Source organism: Anaerotignum propionicum DSM 1682, assembly GCF_001561955.1.
Classification (GTDB): Bacteria; Bacillota; Clostridia; order Lachnospirales; family Anaerotignaceae; genus Chakrabartyella; species Chakrabartyella propionicum.
Genome location: NZ_CP014223.1, coordinates 530,931 through 553,739, shown reverse-complemented (window position 1 = coordinate 553,739; position 22,809 = coordinate 530,931). Strand labels below are relative to the sequence as shown.

General features: G+C 41.2%; 16 protein-coding genes, 4 tRNA genes and 1 rRNA gene. All 21 read right to left on the bottom strand.

What is annotated here, in order from left to right; all coding sequences use genetic code 11:
* Positions 1 to 288: 288 nt before the first annotated feature.
* The 21 genes from CPRO_RS02540 to CPRO_RS02445 all read right to left on the bottom strand — a co-directional run bounded on the left by CPRO_RS02540 (position 289) and on the right by CPRO_RS02445 (position 22,809).
* A complete protein-coding gene (locus CPRO_RS02540) occupies positions 289 to 1,488 on the bottom strand; it encodes an IS110 family RNA-guided transposase (protein WP_066047551.1) in 1,200 nt (399 codons plus the stop codon).
* Positions 1,489 to 1,836: 348 nt separating this feature from the next.
* On the bottom strand, positions 1,837 to 1,974 hold the full coding sequence (locus CPRO_RS14790; protein ID WP_082754197.1) for a FeoB-associated Cys-rich membrane protein: 138 nt from the start codon (positions 1,972 to 1,974) through the stop codon (positions 1,837 to 1,839).
* Between the two features lie 17 nt (positions 1,975 to 1,991).
* On the bottom strand, positions 1,992 to 4,160 hold the full coding sequence (gene feoB / locus CPRO_RS02535; RefSeq protein WP_066047549.1) for a ferrous iron transport protein B: 2,169 nt from the start codon (positions 4,158 to 4,160) through the stop codon (positions 1,992 to 1,994).
* A 78-nt stretch (positions 4,161 to 4,238) separates the two neighbouring features.
* Positions 4,239 to 4,460: a FeoA family protein gene (locus CPRO_RS02530; protein WP_066047547.1), complete on the bottom strand. Its 222-nt coding sequence runs from the start codon at positions 4,458 to 4,460 to the stop codon at positions 4,239 to 4,241.
* Between the two features lie 11 nt (positions 4,461 to 4,471).
* Positions 4,472 to 4,681: a FeoA family protein gene (locus CPRO_RS02525; RefSeq protein WP_066047546.1), complete on the bottom strand. Its 210-nt coding sequence runs from the start codon at positions 4,679 to 4,681 to the stop codon at positions 4,472 to 4,474.
* Positions 4,682 to 5,246: 565 nt separating this feature from the next.
* Positions 5,247 to 5,318, bottom strand: a tRNA-Gly gene (locus CPRO_RS02520).
* A 6-nt stretch (positions 5,319 to 5,324) separates the two neighbouring features.
* A tRNA-Phe gene (locus tag CPRO_RS02515) sits at positions 5,325 to 5,400 on the bottom strand.
* 23 nt (positions 5,401 to 5,423) lie between these two features.
* Positions 5,424 to 5,507, bottom strand: a tRNA-Leu gene (locus CPRO_RS02510).
* Positions 5,508 to 5,679: 172 nt separating this feature from the next.
* Positions 5,680 to 6,294, bottom strand: a complete 615-nt coding sequence (locus CPRO_RS02505) for a hypothetical protein (RefSeq protein ID WP_066047544.1) — start codon at positions 6,292 to 6,294, stop codon at positions 5,680 to 5,682.
* Positions 6,284 to 7,009: a permease prefix domain 1-containing protein gene (locus tag CPRO_RS02500; RefSeq protein WP_066047542.1), complete on the bottom strand. Its 726-nt coding sequence runs from the start codon at positions 7,007 to 7,009 to the stop codon at positions 6,284 to 6,286. Before CPRO_RS02500 ends, CPRO_RS02505 begins: the two co-directional genes overlap by 11 nt.
* The gene (locus CPRO_RS02495; protein ID WP_236782374.1) at positions 6,996 to 7,334 is read right to left on the bottom strand and encodes a PadR family transcriptional regulator; all 339 of its coding nucleotides are present in this window, start codon (positions 7,332 to 7,334) and stop codon (positions 6,996 to 6,998) included. Before CPRO_RS02495 ends, CPRO_RS02500 begins: the two co-directional genes overlap by 14 nt.
* A gap of 302 nt (positions 7,335 to 7,636) precedes the next feature.
* Positions 7,637 to 7,717 (bottom strand) — tRNA-Tyr (locus CPRO_RS02490).
* Between the two features lie 90 nt (positions 7,718 to 7,807).
* A 16S ribosomal RNA gene (locus tag CPRO_RS02485) occupies positions 7,808 to 9,341 on the bottom strand.
* Between the two features lie 253 nt (positions 9,342 to 9,594).
* A complete protein-coding gene (locus CPRO_RS02480) occupies positions 9,595 to 10,329 on the bottom strand; it encodes an NAD-dependent protein deacylase (RefSeq protein WP_066047540.1) in 735 nt (244 codons plus the stop codon).
* 111 nt (positions 10,330 to 10,440) lie between these two features.
* Positions 10,441 to 11,751, bottom strand: a complete 1,311-nt coding sequence (locus CPRO_RS02475; protein ID WP_066047539.1) for a hemolysin family protein — start codon at positions 11,749 to 11,751, stop codon at positions 10,441 to 10,443.
* Positions 11,752 to 12,049: 298 nt separating this feature from the next.
* Positions 12,050 to 13,219, bottom strand: a complete 1,170-nt coding sequence (locus CPRO_RS02470) for an aminotransferase class I/II-fold pyridoxal phosphate-dependent enzyme (protein WP_066047536.1) — start codon at positions 13,217 to 13,219, stop codon at positions 12,050 to 12,052.
* A 119-nt stretch (positions 13,220 to 13,338) separates the two neighbouring features.
* Positions 13,339 to 14,346: an AIR synthase family protein gene (locus CPRO_RS02465; protein ID WP_066053620.1), complete on the bottom strand. Its 1,008-nt coding sequence runs from the start codon at positions 14,344 to 14,346 to the stop codon at positions 13,339 to 13,341.
* Positions 14,347 to 14,420: 74 nt separating this feature from the next.
* On the bottom strand, positions 14,421 to 15,959 hold the full coding sequence (locus CPRO_RS02460; protein ID WP_066047533.1) for a VanW family protein: 1,539 nt from the start codon (positions 15,957 to 15,959) through the stop codon (positions 14,421 to 14,423).
* A gap of 567 nt (positions 15,960 to 16,526) precedes the next feature.
* Entirely contained in the window at positions 16,527 to 19,274 is a 2,748-nt protein-coding gene (locus CPRO_RS02455; protein ID WP_066047530.1) for a VWA domain-containing protein, read from the bottom strand.
* Positions 19,264 to 21,060, bottom strand: a complete 1,797-nt coding sequence (locus tag CPRO_RS02450) for a vWA domain-containing protein (protein WP_066047526.1) — start codon at positions 21,058 to 21,060, stop codon at positions 19,264 to 19,266. The genes CPRO_RS02455 and CPRO_RS02450 overlap by 11 nt, the downstream gene beginning before the upstream one ends.
* Before the next feature lie 270 nt (positions 21,061 to 21,330).
* Positions 21,331 to 22,809 (bottom strand): hypothetical protein, encoded by a 1,479-nt coding sequence (locus CPRO_RS02445; protein WP_066047522.1) that lies wholly within the window; start codon positions 22,807 to 22,809, stop codon positions 21,331 to 21,333.

Sequence of the window (22,809 nt, the reverse complement as noted above, 5' to 3'; positions counted from 1 at the left end):
GTCAAATACTATTCCGTAATCTGTTGTTCAACCAGAAAGATTCGTAACATTGTCACAGAATTTCCATCGATTCTCACGTATTTCCTTACACCTTTCTTAGTGTTTAAAATTAGTATGACGTAATAAAAAAAATAGTGGCACACCCTGGGCTTTCTGCAAAAACCTGCTAAGAAAAGTCAATAGTTAATTTGACTTCTAGCAGGTTTCCTTTTTTATAAACCATCTTTTTTCACACATGACTAAAAAGACTGGATTCATTCAGCCAGTCTTCTAATACTAGATTTGATTTTATTGATATACTTCTTTTACTCGTGCATAGTATATCCGCAGAAATTTATTGAGACCTGCAATTTTTGCCAATTTCTTAGCTTTGCCTTCAGATTCTTTTTTCAAAATATACCAATAAACAGAGCTGTCTGCTGGTGCACTGTGTGTCTTTAAGACCCTCATCACTTCATATCCGATTTTTCTTAGCGTCGAGGAACCTCGCTTGCTTATTTTACGATTCGTTCCTATAAATTGCCCTGATTGGTATGGTGGAGCATCTATTCCTGCAAATGCAATCAAAGCCCTGCTGCTATGAAATCTACGAATATCACCAATTTCTGCTATTAATTTTGGTGCTAATACATCTCCAACTCCCCCCATTGACCTTACTACAGAATATTCTGGCAACTGCTTGGCGAGTTCTTTCATCCGTGTTAAAATAGTCTTCAAGGTAGTATTGACTTGCCTCAATACACCAACTGCCTGCTGAATCATAATCTGAGTTGATTCCATTTCAGCAGGCAATGTAGGGATACCATCTTGTGCCAGGGAATAAATCTTGACGGCTTTATTATGGTTCTGATGGTATCCTTTTTCTTTTGCCCACGCTAAATAATTATTAATGAAATCTATCTCTGACAGTTTTGTTATATTATCGAAATGCCAATACATCTCTACAAAATCTGATAATTTGTCTTTACCAGTTGAATCTTGCCATCCCTTCAACAATTTTTTTATACCAGGCATTGTATAGTCCAACAAATGTGTCAAGGACTGTACACTCTCTATTCTCATTCTCATATAATGTGAATACTGTCTGCCCAATATTTTAAGTTCTTGATAAATACCTTCGGACATTTCGTATTTTTTGAGGCGAAACCAGTAATCAATTCCGTAATTTGCTATTGCAATGGAGTCCTGCTTATCTGTTTTTATTGCCCTAAGTCCTTGACTTCTGTACTGTTTCATTTCAAATGGGTTTATTACAGCTACAAAAATCCCTCGTTCTTGCAGAAAATCAAACACCGGAAGATGATAGATTCCTGTTGCCTCAATTACAACTTTAACGTCTTCATTAAATCTTAAAAGCATAGATGACAATTCAGATAATCCTTGCTCTGTATGTTCTATTTCAAACGGTGAACAAATCAACTCTCCATATGGTTTTAAAATACAAACCGTACTCTTTCCTTTTGAAATATCAATTCCAACACTAATCATTGACTCCATCCCTCCAAATCAAAAAATATTTGTAGTTGTTACCATCCACACTTATTACAATTCATTTTAGTTCGTTACACGAAAGCTCATTTATGAGTTTCAACCTGCTTAATCGAATGCTTATAATAAGGGGTGGTTGACGGTTTTTGTGACGGATGTATAAATCCAAAATAGGCCACGCCAGACCAACTACTCCCTTTATTATAAAGAAATAAGTGCAAATGTTTTAGCACTAATGATGTGTTTAACACTTACACTTTTATGGTACTAAAATAGGCCCTCTATGAAATAAAAGCATTTCATAGAAGACCTATATCAGCTACACTTTATGAAGCTCCATCGAAGCTTTTAGGAATGGTCACAGTGATTGCAGGAAGAACAATCTGTACCACAACTGCATCCACCCTTCTTCTTCCTCAAACTTCTTATAATTGCAACTACGACTCCAAGCAAAATCAGCCCTACAATAATTGTTCCCGGTGTCATAATCCATACCTCCTTTTTTAGCCTGCAACGCTAACAGAAACCTTACTATCTTTTGCTTTTGTATTTGAGCGAATCATTAAATACAGGAAACCAATGATAACCAAAATCCCCATTACTGTTCCGAAGCCGAATGCCAAATCCCCGGTAATCACTGAACCAATTTGATATACGCAGAAAGAAACAGCATAAGCAAAGATCGTCTGATATCCAATTGCAAACCATGTCCATTTTGCACTATTCATTTCTCTGCTGATTGCACCAATTGCTGCAAAGCAAGGGGCACACAGTAAATTGAACACCAAGAAGCTGTATGCAGCAACCTGAGTAAAGCTTGATGCCAATGTACCCCAAATTTCAGCACCATCCTCTGCAACCTCGGCAAATCCATAGAGAACACCAAAGGTGCTTACTACGTTTTCCTTTGCAACCAATCCAAGAAGAGCTGCCACTGCTGCCTTCCAATTTCCCCAGCCCAAAGGTGAGAAAATCCAAGCAACTGTATTACCAATGGATGCAAGGAATCCATTGCTTAAATCATCTACCATGCCAAAAGAGCCATTCACATAACCAAAGTTGGAAAGGAACCATACGCAGATAGCAGAAAGTAAAATGATAGTACCAGCCTTCTTAATGAAGGACCAGCCTCTTTCCCACATACTGCGTAATACATTGGAAACGGTAGGCATATGGTATGCAGGAAGCTCCATAACAAAGGGAACGGGATCTCCTGCAAACATCTTTGTCTTTTTAAGTATAATACCTGAAATAATAATTGCGGCAATTCCCACAAAATATGCACTCGGTGCAACCCATGGCGCCCCGTTAAATAATGCACCTGCAATTAAAGCGATAACAGGCAATTTAGCACCACAGGGGATGAATGTTGTTGTAATAATGGTCATTTTACGGTCTCTATCGCTTTCAATGGTTCTGGATGCCATAATACCAGGAACACCACAGCCGGAGCCGATGAGCATAGGAATAAATGACTTTCCTGATAAACCAAAGCGCCGGAAAATTCTATCCATAATAAATGCGATACGAGCCATATAACCGCAAGCTTCCAAAAATGCCAAGAAAATAAACAAAATAAGCATTTGAGGAACAAATCCCAATACAGCACCAACGCCGCCAATAATACCATCTAAAATCAAGCCTTGTAACCACTCGGCACAGTTAATGCTTGCCAAAAAGTCACCAACTATAACAGGAACACCGGGAATCCATAAGCCAAACAATTCCCAACCCTCGCCAAACACACCGTCATTGGCCCAGTCTGTTGCATAAGTACCTACTGTTGTTACAGAAACATAATAAACCAAAAACATGACTAAAGCAAAAATGGGCAGTGCCAGCCAACGATTTGTAACAACCCTATCGATACGATCAGATAATGACAAATTACCTTTGTTGTGCTTCTTATAACAGCCTTTTATAATTTCACCGATATAAATATATCTCTCATTTGTAATGATGCTTTCGCTATCGTCATCAAATTCAGTTTCAATCTTAGAAATAATATCTTCAAAAGCAGAGGCGGAAACTTTCCCCTCTAAAATCTTCTTGTCTCTTTCAAACAACTTAATCGCATGAAAACGTTTTTGCTTCTCTTCAACTCCCTGGGATAACCGAGCAGAAATGGTAGATAAGGCCTCTTCTACCTGAACCGAGAAACTATGGTATTTAGGAGAACCTCCTTGGGTTGCCGCCTGAACTGCTGCCTGAGCCGCTTCCTTGATTCCTGTTCCTTTTAAGGCGGAGATTTCCATAACTGTACATCCAAGCTTTTCAGCCAACTGTTTAATATGTATGGTATCGCCATTTTTCTTAACCACATCCATCATATTTACGGCAATCACCATAGGGAAACCCAATTCTAACAATTGCGTTGTTAAATATAAATTTCTTTCAATGTTGGTACCGTCTACAATATTTAAAATTGCATCGGGTTTTTCTTGCATTAAATAATTTCTTGCCACAACCTCTTCTAATGTATATGGCGATAAGGAATAAATACCAGGTAAATCCGTAATGGTTACATCCTTGTGCCCCTTCAGCTTACCTTCCTTCTTCTCCACGGTAACACCCGGCCAGTTTCCCACAAACTGATTGGAACCGGTCAAAGCATTGAATAATGTTGTCTTACCACTGTTTGGATTTCCGGCAAGCGCAATTTTTATTGACATAATTATCCTCCTTTTCGTTAGTTTAAACTAACCATTCTGCAAAAAAAATTAGTTTTTACTAACTATTTTATAAATATTTTACTCAATCACAACCATCTGGGCATCTGCTTTTCTTAAAGAAAGCTCATACCCTCTAACCGTAACCTCAACTGGATCACCCAATGGAGCAACCTTTCTTACAAAAATTTCTACACCCTTGGTAATACCCATATCCATAATTCTGCGCTTCACCGGGCCTTCTCCTGTAACTTTAATTACAGAAATCCGTTCACCTATTTTTGCATCCTTTAAAGTTCTCATCATATCCCACCTTATACCATAATTCTATTCGCCATCGACTTACTGATTGCAACTCTGGATTCTTTCACATTTACAATAACATTTCCATCAAATTCGGAAATCACAGTGACTTCACTTCCTGTTACAAATCCAAGGGAAGATAAAAAGCGCTGTGTCTCATCCTTTCCACCAATACGCTTAATAATTTGTGGACTTCCTGCACTTGCTAATGTTAGTGGCATATTCACTCCCCCTTCCGACACATAGTAGCCACAACTAACTTATTTAAAGTTTATCACGCCTAACTCATTCCGTCAAGATTTATATCCATTTTTATAGATAATATCCTTGATTCTATGTCCGTTGTTTTAAAAATTTCAACAGCAAACCTTAAAGGCTATTGGTTATAAATAAAATAAAAAACCTTGTATATACCATTAATACAAGGTTTGACTTGAAATATTTAACAAAACTAATGTTTTCTAAGGCGCTCATTATTATAAAGTACACAATAATCAAGAGTTCCTCCAATTACATTCTGATTAAAATATAGATACAATCAGAAGCACCAGTTCAGCTGGTTTTCCTCAACTTATAGGCAGCTGTTACTTGCAGTGTCTAAAATGGAATTAAAAACCCTATTCATGTAACAATTACGACGATACAAAGTCCTCTTGCTATAAGTAAAAGCAAACGTCTTTCAGCAAATATAAAAACCAAAAATCATTTCCCTCCCAAGCAAAGCAGGTGATTTTCTCCAGATAAAGTATACAAATAAAAAAAGTGTCTATAAAGACACTTTTTTCAAGCGCGAGACGAGATTCGAACTCGCGACCCTCGCCTTGGCAAGGCGATGCTCTACCACTGAGCCACTCGCGCAAAATATGGTGCCCAGAGCCGGAATCGAACCAGCGACACGAGGATTTTCAGTCCTCTGCTCTACCGACTGAGCTATCTGGGCACATATTGATTTTTAAGCGGTTATGCCCGAGACCGGGGTCGAACCGGTACGGGTGTTACCCCGCAGGATTTTAAGTCCTGTGCGTCTGCCAATTCCGCCACTCGGGCAAGTTTCTTGCTCGTTTAAACCGCTCATTTAATATATCAAAGACAAGCTAATTTGTCAATACTTTTTTTCAGGATTTTTTTCTGTAGTATTAATATTTGTACAGCTTCCTTTGCTATGCTTATTCGTTCTTAGCGACATCTCTTTCGTCCTACTTCTTAGGATAATTCCTCTCTATTCTCTCTTTCCTTCTGTGTCATTTAAAACACCATCATTATAGTACGTGCCATCCAGAGACTTGCCATCCCTGTAAACCACTTGTCCCTTGCTGTTTTTACCTTCCAAATAAGAGATATATACATAATAATCTTCTCCTTTTTGTTCCCCCCAAATTCCCGTAAAATAACCATCCTCATCCACTTGCATGGTAATTTCCTTAATGGATGGATGATTACTATCTCCGTACTCAATCCTGCAAGAAATCTCCTTCACTTCTTTAATAGAAGTAAGCCCTATGATTCTATCCTCTCTAACAATATACGTGCTTACTTCTTTATCACAAGGAATTAAACCACTTACGCCTCCGCTTTTCAGCTTCCATAGGACACCAAATTCCGGCTCCACTGGAACTGCTGAAAGATTACCATCCCATTTCCCTACAATCAATTTGCTCCCCTTGGAAAGCTCATATTGAGCTAATATCTTTTCAGAGGGCCCATAGTGAAGCCCCTTCTCACAAGCATAGAAAACCCGCTCAGCTGTTAGATAATACCCTTCCAGCCGCAAAAATGATATATACAGCAACGGAATAATGATAATAAAAAGAAAGATTTGCCTTTTACGATTCATTCGCCATCATCCGCCTCTCTGTTAAATCAATGGAAATTTCCTTATTATTATTATTATAGATCAAAGGAATGATAATTTTTGTTGCATCTAAAGGCACATCTTCTCTAAATTCCTGCCCACGACCGTAGTAGCTTCCGCTTTTCCATCCATTCCCACCTCTGGGTAATTGAGTTTCACCAACATATATCTGTGGATTGATTGATAAACTCCACTTTATGCTATCAGAAAACGGATTCGTCCAAGTAGCATAGCGAATTTCCATTGTATTATCCTCATAATATAAAATTTTATCAATGATATATGTGGTATCATATACTTTTTCTTTGTAGCCTACATCAATGGTATATACCAACGGACTATCTTCTTTATCCTTATAAGTTTCAAAGACTGAAATGAAAGAGGTGGTAATAAGAGAAAACACAGGAAAAAAATTTATAAGTATTAGTATAATGAGTAGATTCCGTAAGCTTAGCCAAATCCAGCCAATCACAGGTGAGTGAACTTTGTTCAATTCCTCCCCAAGGGTATCCGCATCCCCCATACAAGTTAAGACTGCCCTTTTCCCTTGCTCCTCGTCCATTCCATCTGATATAAAATCCTCATACCGATCTTCCATATGGTTGCTTAACTCAACGTATATAGGGTTATGATCATATCTAAATTTCACGTGGGATAAAACTTCCTTCAGGTATTTTTCCCAATCAGGTACATGCATACCCCGCACCCCCTAATACCTTCTGAACGGAGCCTGTAAAGGTGCTCCACTGTTCTTTTTCCTTTGCAAGCTGCTCTTTCCCTTTTGTTGTTATTTGATAATACTTTCGCTCCTTACCCGTCTCTGACTTTGCTTTATAAGATTTTAGGAATCCTTGGGTTTCCATGCGATGTAAAACTGGGTACAACGTTCCCTCTTTAAATTGAAAAACAGAGTTGCTTCTTTGTTCTATTTCTTTAATGATTTCATAGCCATAGTAATCCTTTTCCTGTAACAAGGAAAGCAACATTAAAATAGAGCTGCCACCAATCAATCCTTTATCCACTTAGATAACTCCCTTCATATATGCATAGAACAACTAGGTATAGTTTACCTAGATATTCTATGTATGTCAAGAATATATTTTTACTCCCCCAAATAAAGACTTTCGGAAGACTTTGTGTCTAAAGGAGCAAAGTTAACACTCCATTACAGTGTTTTTAACGGACAGAATTTTGACCTAATTCAGCTAATTAAAGGAAGCATTTAATTTACTTGATTTTCTATTTATCTTATTTATTTCTAAAGTACTTTCAAGCTTAAGGCTTTTCACATAAAAAAAACAAACCCTAAGGTTTGTTTAAAATATGGGCGGAGAAGGATTCGAACCTTCGAAGCTATCGCAACAGATTTACAGTCTGCCCCCTTTGGCCGCTCGGGAATCCACCCAATTAAAATGTGCGCTTACAAAGAAAATGATTACATATCCTGTAAGCTCTCAAAATAGAATAGCGCTGATTAACAACCAATACTCCATAGAAAGGAGGTGATCCAGCCGCACCTTCCGATACGGCTACCTTGTTACGACTTCACCCCAGTCGCTGGCTTCACCTTCGGCGGCTCCTTCCTTACGGTCAGGTCACCGACTTCGGGTGCTTCCAACTCCCATGGTGTGACGGGCGGTGTGTACAAGGCCCGGGAACGTATTCACCGCGACATTCTGATTCGCGATTACTAGCGATTCCAGCTTCATGTAGTCGAGTTGCAGACTACAATCCGAACTGGGACTGGGTTTTTGTGATTTGCTCGACGTCGCCGTTTTGCGTCACTTTGTTACCAGCCATTGTAGCACGTGTGTAGCCCAAGACATAAGGGGCATGATGATTTGACGTCATCCCCACCTTCCTCCGTGTTATCCACGGCAGTCTCCCTAGAGTGCCCAACTGAATGATGGCTACTAAGAATAGGGGTTGCGCTCGTTGCGGGACTTAACCCAACATCTCACGACACGAGCTGACGACAACCATGCACCACCTGTCACCTCTGCTCCGAAGAGAAGGTGTATCTCTACACCGGTCAGAGGGATGTCAAGCCTTGGTAAGGTTCTTCGCGTTGCTTCGAATTAAACCACATGCTCCACCGCTTGTGCGGGCCCCCGTCAATTCCTTTGAGTTTCAATCTTGCGATCGTACTCCCCAGGTGGAGTGCTTATTGCGTTAGCTGCGGCACCGAGGGTTCCCCCCCGACACCTAGCACTCATCGTTTACGGCGTGGACTACCAGGGTATCTAATCCTGTTCGCTCCCCACGCTTTCGAGCCTCAGCGTCAGTTTCAGTCCAGTAAGTCGCCTTCGCCACTGGTGTTCTTCCTAATATCTACGCATTTCACCGCTACACTAGGAATTCCACTTACCTCTCCTGTACTCTAGCTTGATAGTTTTAAATGCAATCCCGAGGTTAAGCCTCGGGCTTTCACATCTAACTTACCATGCCGCCTACTCTCCCTTTACACCCAGTAATTCCGGATAACGCTTGCCCCCTACGTATTACCGCGGCTGCTGGCACGTAGTTAGCCGGGGCTTCTTATTCAGGTACCGTCATTTTTTTCGTCCCTGTTGATAGAAGTTTACGAGCCGAAACCCTTCTTCCTTCACGCGGCGTTGCTGCATCAGGCTTTCGCCCATTGTGCAATATTCCCCACTGCTGCCTCCCGTAGGAGTTTGGGCCGTGTCTCAGTCCCAATGTGGCCGATCACCCTCTCAGGTCGGCTACTGATCGTTGCCTTGGTGGGCTGTTATCTCACCAACTAGCTAATCAGATGCGGGCCCATCCTGTACCGAATAAATCCTTTTCTTGCAAGAGGATGCCCTCTCGCAATGACATGCGGTATTAGTCACCGTTTCCAGTGATTATTCCACAGTACAGGGCAGGTTGCCCACACGTTACTCACCCGTCCGCCGCTAAAATATGTAATCTTCCTGCCGAAGCTCTCCGATTGCATATTTCCGCTCGACTTGCATGTGTTAAGCACGCCGCCAGCGTTCATCCTGAGCCAGGATCAAACTCTTATATTAAAGTTTTGTCCTGCCAGTCTTAATGTCTGGCTTACTTTCCGATTTTTTCGAAATCGGCAAACTCTTTGTCTTTTTCTTTTCCGCAAAGCAGAAAAGTTGAATTGACTATGGGTTGTGTTTTTTCAAACGCTATTCTATTTTCAAAGTTCACAGCACTTTCACAGCGCAGAATTTATTATATCTAAAGCTCGGCTAAAAGTCAAGCATTAATTTTCAATTTTTTCTATTTTTTTTAATTTGTTTTAAAAAACCTTTAGAATTCAACGATTTCTCGAAATACCTCTCCAATACTTTTCGTAATAATAAGGGATGCTTTGTCATCGTAGGGCGTCTCACTCTTATTGATTAGAACCATTTTCTTTCCATCATAATAGCGAATCAGTCCTGCCGCAGGATACACATTTAAACTTGTACCACCAATAATTAAAACATCTGCATTGGCAATAAAGGAGACAGATTTTTCAATTGTTTCTTCATTTAGGCTTTCCTCGTAAAGCACCACATCAGGACGCACCACACCACCACAAAGATTGCATCTAGTAACACCTTCTTCTTTTGTTACATATTCCAGAGGAAATTCTTGCCCACACTTTACACAATAATTACGATAAAGAGTTCCATGAAGCTCGAAAACTTTTTTGCTCCCAGCCTTTTGGTGCAAATCATCAATATTTTGTGTAATCACAGCCCTTAGTTTTCCATCTGCTTCAAGTTTTGCTAAGGCCTTATGGCAATCATTTGGTTTTGCATCGGGGTATAGAAGAGTCTTTTTGTAATATCGAAAAAAGACCTCTGGGTTGCGCTCAAAGAAAGAGTGGCTCAAAATAGTTTCCGGTCTATATCCATACTCGCTCATGGCAGAAAAAATGCCGTTTTCACTACGAAAATCAGGCAAACCACTTTCTGTGGAAACACCTGCACCGCCAAAAAAAACAATGTTGTCACTTTCCTGAATCCATTTTTTTAGTAAAGCTATATTATCCTCCAAAAAAGCCCCTCCTTTATCATTTCCGCAAAATGAGAGAGCCCAATAACGGGCTCCCCTGTTTTCATATAGCTTATCATATTTTTTCCAGTTTTACAACCAACCTGCATCACTTTAATCTTCCTTTTCTGATGTTACAGGCAATATCCTTACAACTGTTTCACCAATTCGATGATTCAGAACTTCCTTAACATGAATCTCCATACCACAGGTAACAATGGTAAACTGGCTTCCATCCTCGGGAATCTTCCCTAGCTCGCTAAAAATAAACCCACCATAGGTTTCATATTCATCTATTGGCAAGGGAATGTTTAGCGCATCACTCACATCCTCCAAGGAAGCACTGCCCATAATACGCCACTCTTCTTCACCAATACTTTTAATTTCTTCCTCCTCTGCATCATTCAGCATATCTCCGATTAAAAGCTGAACCAAATCACGCAGCGTGATGACGCCGCTCAAACCACCATATTCATCTAAAACCATAGCAAAATGCCTTCTGTTTTTTCTCATATTCCGAAGCAACACATCCGCCTTCATGGTTTCCGGCACAAAATACGGCTTTTCCACAGCCTCCTCCATCACCAACTCACGACTTCTCTCCTTCATGCGGAAATAGGACTTGGTGTCAAGGACACCTAAAATATCATCACTGTCCTCACCACAAATGGGGAAATAGGTAAATCTGTTTTCCAGAATTATCTTATCCCATGTTTCCATATCATCCTCAATTTCAAGCATCACCACGTCGACGCGGTGGGTGCACGCCTGCTCCACAGGAATATCATCAAAAGCAAACACATTTCGTATAAATGTACTTTCCTCTAAATCAATCGTACCTTTTTCACTGCCTTGATCCAACATCATAAATATTTCTTCTTCAGAAATGACTTCTTCTTCATCCTCAGGGTCAATCCCAATTAATCTTAACATCCCATTGGTTGAGGCCGACAGGAGCCACACTAAAGGTGCAAATAGCTTAGAAACCAGCTTCAGCATGCCACTCATTCCCAAAGCCAACTTTTCCGCATTTTTCATAGCTACTCGCTTAGGTACCAACTCGCCGAAAACCAAGTTAAAATAGGCCAAAATGAGAGTAATTATAAACACGCAAAGAGAGCGTAAGAAACTTAAGGAAGTGTCTACACCGCTGTTTTTCAGAAATTGCGCCAGCTCACCTGCAAAGTTTTCGGCTGCAAACGCACTACCTAATAAACCTGCAAGGGTAATTGCTACCTGTATCGTTGCCAAAAAACGGGCAGGTTGATCTGTTAAATAAATCAGTCTTTCCGCTCTTTTATCCCCATTCAATGCCATTCGCTTCATTTTAGCATCATTCATTGAAATAACTGCTATTTCAGCGCTGGCAAAAACTGCATTCATTGCAATCAAAACAATTTGTAATATTAACGGACCTATAAACATAAATTCTTCCTCCTGACTTTCCCTTGCAAAAAAACAAAAAAAGGCATACCTTGCCTTAAAAACATTTTGTTTTAGACAAAGTACACCCTTATTATTTCCAACATTTCAATGGAATATAAATTCTTTAAATAAGTATTGACATGATAATCCCCATCTGCGCTCAAACCCATTTCGCTCCTTTTAATTATATACAAATATCATCTCATATTTTTCCAGAATCGTCAACTATCTCATTCTAAATTGAATTATAAAAAAGCAGTGTATGGCGCCTTTCTCCCAAACACTGCCTAAGCTCATTTTATTTTTTAACTAAAAAGCCCTCTATTTTTTGAATGCAAATCTTTAGCTCCTCCATACTGTATGCGTATGAAATACGTATAAACCCTTCGCCGCAATCTCCGAAAGCATTCCCTGGAACAACCGCAACCCCACCCTCAAAAAGCAGCTTTTCACAAAATTCCTCAGAACCAAGCCCTGTTTTTTGAATGGAAGGAAATACATAAAATGCACCCTTCGGTTCAAAGCAGGTCAGTCCAAGTCTATTAAATTCACCAATTAAGTACTTTCTTCTCTCGTCATATGCTTCCCGCATCATTCGGATATCCTCGTCACAAAGGGCATCGTCCCGCAAAGCTTCAATTGCCGCCTGTTGGCTCATTACCGGTGCACTCATTACCACATAAGCGTGAATTTTATTCATTTGTTTGATTAAGTCCTTAGGCCCTGCCGCATATCCCAAACGCCAGCCTGTCATTGCAAAGGACTTGGAAAAACCATTTAAAACTATGGTTCTTTCATACATTCCCTCAATGGATGCAACAGAAACATGGTCTTTTCCGCCATAGGTCAACTCAGCATAAATTTCATCCGAAATAACCAGCAAATCATGCTTAACGATTATGGGGGCGATTTTCTCTAAATCCTCTTTTTCCATGATTGCTCCTGTGGGATTGTTGGGATAAGGCAGAATGATAGCTTTGGTTTTTGGTGTAATCGCTCTTTCCAATTCTGTGGGCATCAATTTAAAATCATTTTCAACCTTCGTTGTCACAACAACAGGCACACCATGCTGTAAAAGAATGGATGGCTTATAAGAAACATAACAAGGCTCAATTACCAGCACCTCGTCCCCCGGCTCTAATATTGTGCGCAGGGCAACATCAATGGCCTCCGATGCACCAATGGTACACATAATTTGGTCTAAAGGATTATACACCGTATGAAAACGACGCTCCAGATAGTGGGCAATTCGCTCCCGTAAAGCAGGCATACCCAAATTCGCCGTATAGCGGGTTCTACCTTCCTCAAGCAAATCAATGGCTGCCTGTCTTACACGTTCAGGTGTTTTAAAATCAGGTTCACCAACCCCCAAAGAAACAACGCCCGACATGGTCGCCACAACATCAAAAAATTTTCTGATTCCCGAGGGGGGCAAATCTGCAACGTTTTTTGCCACAAAATCTCTCATATTCTTCCGCCTTTCTCTTATGTCCCTTTTTCCCACGCTTATCTGATATAATATCCTATCACCAGAAAAAACTAGAAGCAACTCTAAATATGCTATAAAACATTAGTTTAATTGGTATTTTAGTAATTTAAGCTATCAAACTTTACTTGATATAATGCATCACTTTTTGGTTCTTCCAGCAACTCTCTGCACTGATTTGAAATCAAAATGCGATCCTTTTCTGTTATTTTCCCTATGATTGCCCCAGAAATCCCATTCTTAGCCAACTTGTCCACCAGTTCAGCACCATGTTCTGTAGTAATAATCATGGTTCCGCTGGAAATTAGTCTTAGGGGGTCAATCTGCCCTTCTTTACAAATTAATTTCGTTTCTTCTTTAACAGGGATTTTGTCCTGCCAAATTTCTACCCCTGTTTGCGAGCACTCTGCCACCTCCCAAACAGCACCTAAAATGCCGCCCTCCGTGGCATCATGCATCGCCGTTGCCCCATGCTGTGCCGCAATGAAAGACTCCCTTCCCACAGAAAGATACTCCTTCATATTCTGCGCCGAAAAAACCAATTCCATGGGTAAGCGCTGGCACAACACTTTTTCATATTCCTTAGCAATGATAGCCGTTCCTTCCAACCCAGCCCACTTGGTCATAACCACATCCTGACCAACCTTCGCACCACCTGTTTGGATGATTCTTCTTTCCCTGCTGCGCCCGATTACCGCCGCTGAAACAATAGGCTTACACACCGCATTGGTAACCTCGGTATGTCCTCCTAATATCTCAATCCCTAATTCCTGAGCACCCTTTAAGGCCCCCTCCATTATTTCCTCTAAATCCGTCTCATTACTGCCCTCAGGCAATAGAACCGTAAGCAAAATTCCAACAGGTTCCCCTCCGGCAGAAAAAATATCATTACAGTTTATTTGAACCGCCAAATATCCAATATCCTTTGCTGCTCCGGTAATGGGGTCTGTAGACAATACACACAGCTCTCCTTGCAAGTCAATTACGGAACAATCTTCACCGGTTTTTGGCCGAAGCACAACATCTTCACGCTTCACATTATTCTTTCTAATAGGATCCATTACAATATCCTCTAATATTTCCGGAGGAATCTTTCCAATTTTAAACATTCTTTTCAGTCCCTTCGTAGAGAAAGTACCCCTGAACACTGTTGTATCAGAGGTACTTATTTTGCTATGCATTATTATTGTATTCCAAAAGAATTATCCCCTGGGTAACCGGTTTGGAAATCAGTTTGAACATCAGTCTGATTATTGGTTTGGCTGTCATTCCCCTGAGAAATTGGCTTGGTTACAGGCTGACTTGCCGTCACTGCCTTTTTTGTACCTATTGTTACTTCATCGGCTGCGGCACGATAAGATGAGCTGCTAAAACGTTCTCTGCTTACCTGTTTTCCGTTTTGAAAAACTTTTTTGAACACAGAAACCTTAGCGCCTGTTCTGCCTTTGCTTGTAACCTCCCTTTCACCCTCCGGCTTTTCAGGGTCTTCCTTCACAATTTCCTGTGGCTTTTCAATAGTAGCCTCATAAACCGTTTCAAATTCAACTTTTCTACCCGCTTCATGAATCTCATGTCCGTAAAGGTTTATTTGCAAAACACCATTTGAAGCATATGCCTCCAAATAAATAGGGTATCCTGTATCATTCTTAATCTTTAAATCTTTATAGTTTCCTGCTATAGCGGCATCTCTACCCAAAGGAACATATCCCACAGTCATTGAATGAGGCGATCTTTCCACAATGTCCAATTCTGCATAAATGGCAGCATTGTAAAGTGTAGACGTTATCTGGCAAACGCCACCACCCATTCCGGCCTCTACCTTTCCGTTTACATATACCCCTGCGTCACGATATCCACGGGCATAGGTCTGCTCGCCCAATCCTGCCGAAGCTGAAAAAACTTCATCGGGAGCAATGATTGTTCCGTTGATATATTTACAACCAACCACCAAATTGGTGTTTCTGTTTTTATCATAAGCGGTATACTTTGTAGAGAATGAACCAATTAAATCTGTGACATACTGATTCTCCTCATAGGTAATATCAGGCTCTGTGGTATTTGCCACAATTGCAGCCCTCCCATTTTTCATGGTTTGCATAACACCATCTACATTCAGCATGGTGGCGCCCACATCCATTTTTCGTCCTTGCACCTCTTTGGTTATGGTAAATCGTCCATTGCTACGACTTAAGGAGCTGTTTTTTGCCTCTTGATCAAAGGCAGCAGCAACCTCAATGAGAATATCCTGCATTTTTATCTCGTCATAAGAAAATTCCAGAGGGATATCCTTACCTTCTTTTATTAAAGAGGCAACCACCTTCATATTTTCTTTTTCCGTTCCCGATCTACCTAGCTGATATGCTTCTTCAACAGCCTTCTCTACTTGAAATTTCGCACCAATTTCTTGAAAAGTATAATTCCATTCCTCATTTTCATAAAATAATACCAATGTCTGTGTTGAAGCATCTTTCCCATGGGTACCCGTCAACAAATCCGTAGCGGCTTCCTTGCTTAGCCCACTAACATCAACCCCTTCAATGGTAATCCCAGGATAAATCCCACTTTGTGATAAAATTCCTCTTAATTTTTGATTTTGATTATTTGCATAGACAAAATAGCCCCCAGCTATACAAATGCACACTGCAACAAGGCCAATGAAAATACCCGCCCTTGCTTTCTTGGGTCGGCTCCTAAATCGTCTACCTCCACTTTTTTGTTCCATCCTTTAACCCCCTATTTCTACGGCTGCCCCCCAGATTTAACAATAACAGAATCATTCTAATTCAATTATAGTATGCTTTCTTCTAAAACTTGCATTTAAAACCCGCTTTTTTATCAAGGGCCATCACGTTATTCACAAAATCCGTAATTGTAATATTTTGATAAATATTACTTATAACAAAGGGTATTTCACACTTGTAATCTGGTAAAAAACCTTATTATTCTAGTGACTTCATGGATTATTTACAGGCTTTGCCGGCCACAAAAATTGCATGGAATAAATTACTTCTTCCAAGCTTCTCTCCGCATTGCACAAAGCTTTTGTCCTTTTCAACCGTGGATAAAATGCTATTATTTAGTAAAAACTTTTATAATCTTTAGATATACCAGTATTTCTTTCAATTCATTAAATTAGAATATTGCAAAAACCGGAAAAAAATACACCGCTATGTAAATAACTGAATTTGTAAATTCAGTCAATAAATCTATCATAACGGAGTATATTTTAAATTACAATATTTATCGTCAAAAATTACATTACTTTTTTATTACATTACAGGAACTTTTTTCAAATTCCCCTTTTTTTCTTCGACGCCACCAATTTTGCTGCTGTATTCTCTTTCGTAGCCTTCTCTAAGATTTCTTTTTTATCCGCCTTTGCCTTTATAGGAATCTGTTCCGAAACTTTGTTCTTTGCCACATTTTCCAACGGGTTTTTCTTCTCTTTCACAGCTATTTTTTTCACATTTCCCATTGAAAAGCCCATACCTTCCAAGGTCAATAATAAAACGGTAAATCGTCTGAAAGCAATATCCAGTAGAAATAAGAGCATTCCCAGTACCATGAAAAGCATGGATAAGTCCTTTTGGTTCACCTCAGGCAAAGGACGAGATGCAAATACCTCATTGCCTTTAGTCAGCATCCTTCCACCACTTGCAGATACTATCTGCTGTAACAAAGCAGATCCACTTCCTTTTTTTGTCATATCATATTCAGAGGGATAGGAAAGCGCAAAACCCGTTTTATAGTAATCTTTGCTTTCCTTCTTTTCTATTAGAAGATTTGCAACATAGGCACCTTCTTGGGCTGTCTCCAGCTCTCCTTGATAAACCCCCGGAGCAGTCATGTTGAATTGGGTTTTAAATTCCTTCCCTTGAGAATTTAAAACAGTAGCCGTAATTTTACTTATACTTTCGTCAAAGGGCATTTCCAGCCGAAGGCTGCTTTTTTTTGCGCCGCTTTCCGCAGTCAGCTTCATATCCTGCGCCATTTGTGCATTGATTACCCACCCCAGGGTATTTCTTAAAATGCTGCTTCCTTCCTTTGAACTCAGCCATTCCTTTGTCCATCTTCCCCCAACATCAGGGGTCCATGCCACAGTTCTGCCAAGTCCGTATTGCCATGTGGCAAGAATAGGTTCGTCTCTATCGCTGATTAAAACCACGTCTCCACGGCTTTTTGCCGTTGTGCCAATATATCCCCCTAATCTGGGAACAGAGGTGATATCTGATAATATTGCCGATGCATCCTTTTGCTTCGGATAAAAATGGCGGTTGTTTAGATATTCTTTTCCTGCCAACAAGGTTTCCTTGGCAAAAATACTGGGTAAGTCCGTAAATTCATCGGTAAAGTAATATCTCCCATTACCTGCATCTGCCAATTTGCGCAACAGACTGGTATCTGCCCCGCTACCAACGGCTACAGAAGATAGGGTAATTCCATTATTCTTAATTTTAGCCAATACAGGGTCATAGCCCTCCTGCTCCGCCTGCCCATCCGTCAAAAGAATAATATGTTTCTCTTTTGCCTTGGATTCAGACAATGCCCGTACCGCCTCTGTTAAACCGGGTAGAATACTGGTTCCGCCGCCAACTTGAATTTCACCAATTTGCTGTTGAATGGCAGCTTTGTTTCCACTGACCAATGTCATAGGCACTGCCCACTGATACTGGTCGTCAAAAGCAATAATACCTACTTGATCCTTTTCCTTAAAACCATCCAAACTGCGGATTGCCGCTTCTTTTGCCATCTCAAGCTGAGTGATGCCATAGGCTCCCCCTGACATACTTCCTGAACGGTCAATCACCATAATCATTGCCAAATCCGGCTCTTCTCCCTCTGTTTTCAGCTCCATATCAACAGGAAGCATATCAGCAAGCTGGGTATGAAAATATTCCCCCAAAGCATAAGAATCTTCGCCACCACTGACAATCAAACCGCCGCCCAATGTTTTCACATAGGCCTCCAAAACCTCTAAAAATCCTTCCGGTAAATCTTTCGCTGAAACATTAGCCATAACCACACAGTCATACCCTTGCAATCGTTCTGTAGAAACAGGCACACCACCGGCGGAGACCCGCTCTACTTGCAATTTGGAAGCAGAGATAATACCATTCCAGCCTTCTGTGTCTTTTCCATCACCAATTAATAACACTCTTGGAATATCATCAATATAGGTGTAGGCAAAAAATTTATTATTCTTACTCTGGGTATCTTTTTCAGGGGTAATTTCAGCCCGATAAACCACACCGCCGCCCTCAGCAGTCGTATCTGAAAATACAATGCGACTTTCCCCTGATGTAACACTGATTGATTCATTGGCAATCAATGTGTTTCCTTTATAGAGACGCACATTCAAAGGCGTGCCCACATTGGAATCTATACGAACAGCAATATCATAAGCCGTATTCTTATTGATAAGTGCAGGTATCTCCAAATCTGTAATTTGAACTTCCTGCCCTATTTCCTCCGTTAGCCCATAGCCATCAATGGTCACGCCTTGTGCCGCCAAAGCTTTGGCCTGCAAAAGGGCATCGGATGTAGTCTCCTCGCCGTCGGATACCAAAACAATACGTTTCGCCGTTCCTTTAGGAAGAATGCTTCCAGAAAGCTTGAGTGCTGAAGCCAAATCCGATGCGCCTTCATCCACATAAGTTAAAAATCCTTCTGTAGGCAAAGTCCCTTCTAAGGAAGGTAAAAGTTCTACCCCCGCTTCCTTACCAAAGCACACCATACCTACACTGTCCTTGATACCTCGGGCATCGTTTGCTTCCTTCATAAAAGCACTAATATCTATGTTTTTCACACTGGCAGAACGATCTACGGCAAATACTGTAGCAGTAATATCCGATTTTTTTGATATTTGGGGAGTAGCCATTGCCAGCACGATGCAGCTGCAAACAGCAATCCGCATTCCTGTATGCAGTCTGCGACGAAAAGTGGAGGCAAACTGCCCCTTTCTCGCCAAATACCAAATGAATCCAACAAGAATGGGTAAGAGCCATAGCCAGTAAGGCTTCATAAAATCAATGTTCACGGCAATTCACCCGCCATTCTATTATTAATATTGCGCATAAAAGCAGTAGCAATAAATTTCGCATCGACTTTCCTGCATGCACTGTCTTTGCTTGCCCACCTTCTACTGTCTTTTGTTCTCCCTTTAATGTTAAGTCAGACTCGCCCTCGGTCTTGGGGTTTATTCCAAATATTTGAGTTGTCTGAGTTCCGCTTCCATCTTCTTCAACCAAAGAATAAAAACCTGTTTTCGATGTTTGGGTATAGGGCAGTGACGGGAAGGGGGGTGCCACAACCATCTTGCCTCCTTGGGGCGTGATAACCCACGCTTTTTCCGTTTCCGGACGCAATGAAAACGAGATTGTCTCTCCCGCCTGATGTTGGGTTAAGGCACCTTCGCCATCAGGAAAATACCACTCCATTAGGCGATAAAATAAGATAGGGAAACCTGCATTTAAGGGCAAATCCGAATCATGCAAATCAAAACCAAAGACAGCCGTTTTCTTCCCTTGATATTCTCCAAAAACTGCCAAGCTATCCCCTCCACTACGTATGAGAGGCTTGCCCCAATTTGCGTTCAGAGCACGTGCCTTTGATACCTCAAAGGAAATGGTAGAAATATCCGCAAGACCGGTATTATCCAACATACGGGCTGTGGCTGTTATATTCTTTTTTTCGCCCATAGTAACATATGCATTCTCAGGAGGATTCAGCAATAGTATAAACCCGTCGTCAGGCATTTTCTCAGGAAGGCATCCATCAAAAATATATAGCCCATAGCCTGAAATACCCGTCATTTTTTCGGGAGAAGCTTTATATAATTCCACATTGTCTATTAAAGAAAGGGCTTTTTCCAGAAACATATTATTTTCTGTAACCAAAAGCACTCTTTCACTGCTTGACGAGGAAACACCCACATAGCGCATGTTATCCGTCATCAAGTCATCCTCAGGGAACAAGCGAACCATGATAGAGTTGGCGTCCTTGGGTACTCCCCGAAAGGTCACATCCTTGGATTCTCCTCGCTCAAGTAAAAAACTCTTCGTATCGAAAACGGCATTATCCACATAAAGAGTTACCGTTTTCTCCTCTCCGCCAACTCCCCAATTTTCCAAACGGGTCAAAACGGAAAGACCATCCTCTTGCTCAGAATAAGACAATAGAGATAAAGCGCTATTATTTCCGCCTTTATTATAAACCTGTTCTTCTACAGGCAAATCACCCATTGAACCATAATCATCGGTAAAAACAACAATCTGTCCACCAAGAACGTCTCGTTCCGCTTCCAAAATTTCCTTTGCCTTATCCCAAGCTACGCCGCCGTCTGTCACTTGTGTGTCCTGAATACAGCGAAGTATTTCCTGTTTTTCTTGGGTGCCACTTAAAACCAAAGATGGTTCCTCTCCCAGCAACACAAAAGAAAAGGTAGTTTCCGGAGCTGCCTCATCAACCAAACGAAGCATATCCTTTTTTGCGGCGACAAATCTACTTTCTGCCACATCCCGAGCCTGCATACTTATGGAGCAATCCAAAGCAAGGACGTAATCTACCACTTGGGTTTTGCCCATAATATACGGACTGCCCAATGCAAACGCCAAAACCGCAGCCGCTGCAATTTGGAGGAACATAAGGATATTTTTCCTAAGCTTTTGCCATGGTTCCTGTGCTTTTGACTCCGGAATTGCTTTTTTCCATAGATAAAGGCTGGGAACCTTCGTCTCTTTATATTTTTGTTTCAGCAAATACATGAAAATAATTGCAGGTACCGCCAAAAGTCCAAGCAATCCCCATGGTGTGAAAAAGCGCATACGCTCCCCCCTTTCTAAGGTCAAATGTAAGGTTAAAATCTTAAGGTCAGAGTTTAAGGACGCTGTTCCGAACTCTGCAAGCCTTTGTAAAGGTTTGACCCAAACTTTAAACAATCTTATTCTCAAGTTTTTTCTAATTAAATCAAATGCTGACTTAAGCCCAAAGTCTCGTGGCACCACCCCGAAACCAGCAAGCCTTTGAAGGCTTGACCCAAACTTTTAACAAGAACTCTTTTTTTGTGAAGCAAATTCCTGCTCCGAAACCAAGGCCTATCTCTCTAGCGTGGAAAAATAATCAGATACCAGCTGACGCATACCAAAAGGAGTATTTTGTTCATCCAATGCCTTTATTGCATCATTCTGATAGCTATGGAAAACCTGCTCATAAGGCAAACGTTCCCCGTCCTCTCCGATGGTTTTCTGCTGGGTTATGGAACTATCACCACCCTCATTCTTGGTTCCGCTTACTTGGGTGTTATATCCCGCCTTGTCTGCGGCTTTTCTCGTAAATATTTCTTCTCCTTCAATATGTCCGCTACCTCGACCGTTGCCGCCTTGGCCTGCGCCTCCCTGCCCCTGTCCTTGACCTGCACCTTGTCCTTGACCTGCACCTTGTCCTTGGCCTGCGCCTTGCCCTTGACCCTGACCTTGGCCTTGGCCTTGGCCTTGCTGAGGTTTTTCACCCCTTGCATCGCCTAACGCCTGATTGGCATTTTGCAGTGCTTTTCTTAATTCTGCATTTTCTAGGCTTTGGGAAGTCATTTGTTGCTGAAGCTGTTCCAACAACTTGGAAGAGATTTCTCCGTTTTCCAAAGCTTCTGCTAATTGCTCCAGTGCCTTTGCCAAATCCGCATCACTCATTTGCGCCGCCGCTGCGCCCATCTGTTTGCCCAAAGCAGAAAGCTGCTCCTCTGTAAGCTTCTTCATTTGCTCCTGAAGCTTTGCAATTGCCTGTTCAATTGCCTTTGCGTCACCTTTTTCCGCAGCCTCAGATAATGGTGCAGTAAGCTCTTCTTTTGCAAATTCCTGAGCCAACTTCTTTAAATCCTTAGAGACACTGTCCTTCTCCAGCTGTTTCATCTCCTGTTGTGCTTTTTGCACCGCTGTTTCCCCTGCTTCCCTACTGGGAGCACGCTTAAGTTCCTTAGAAAGTGCTTTCATTTCCTTTTGCAAAAGCTTCTTCTCTTCCGCAGAAAGGGCTTCGTCTTTTTCCACATCCTTGATTACCTTTTCAATCTGTACAAGTTTTGCCTTTGCATAAATCTCAGCCTTTTCCTCTCGAGGAGATGGCAAAAAGCCTGTCGCCATGGTAAGAATTAGAAACAATGCTATCCATTGAAGCAATCTCTTTGGAATGCCCACCCGATATGCCTTGGAGAAATTCGTTTGCGAGCCAATTTTCATTCCATCCGCTATTGCCATTTTTTCCATACTGGAGGGCTCCTGCTTTTGCAATAACTCCAAGGTAGTAATCATACGTTCCTGACCGCCTAAAGCATCTGCCGCCGCCGCCGCTTTACGAAAATCCGGGCGCTTTGCAATGGCATATCCTGCCGCTAAAAGAAAAGCAAGCATAAAAATACCAAGAATAATTAAAATTACATCAGGCAGAAAAATAATTTTTGACAGCAAAGTAACGGCAAGTCCAAGTATACTTGCCGCCAGCCAAAAACCAATGAGTTTTTGAAGAAAACCTTCAAAAAACAATTTTCTTTTTAATGGAACCAATAGGGTATGAAACTTGCCCAT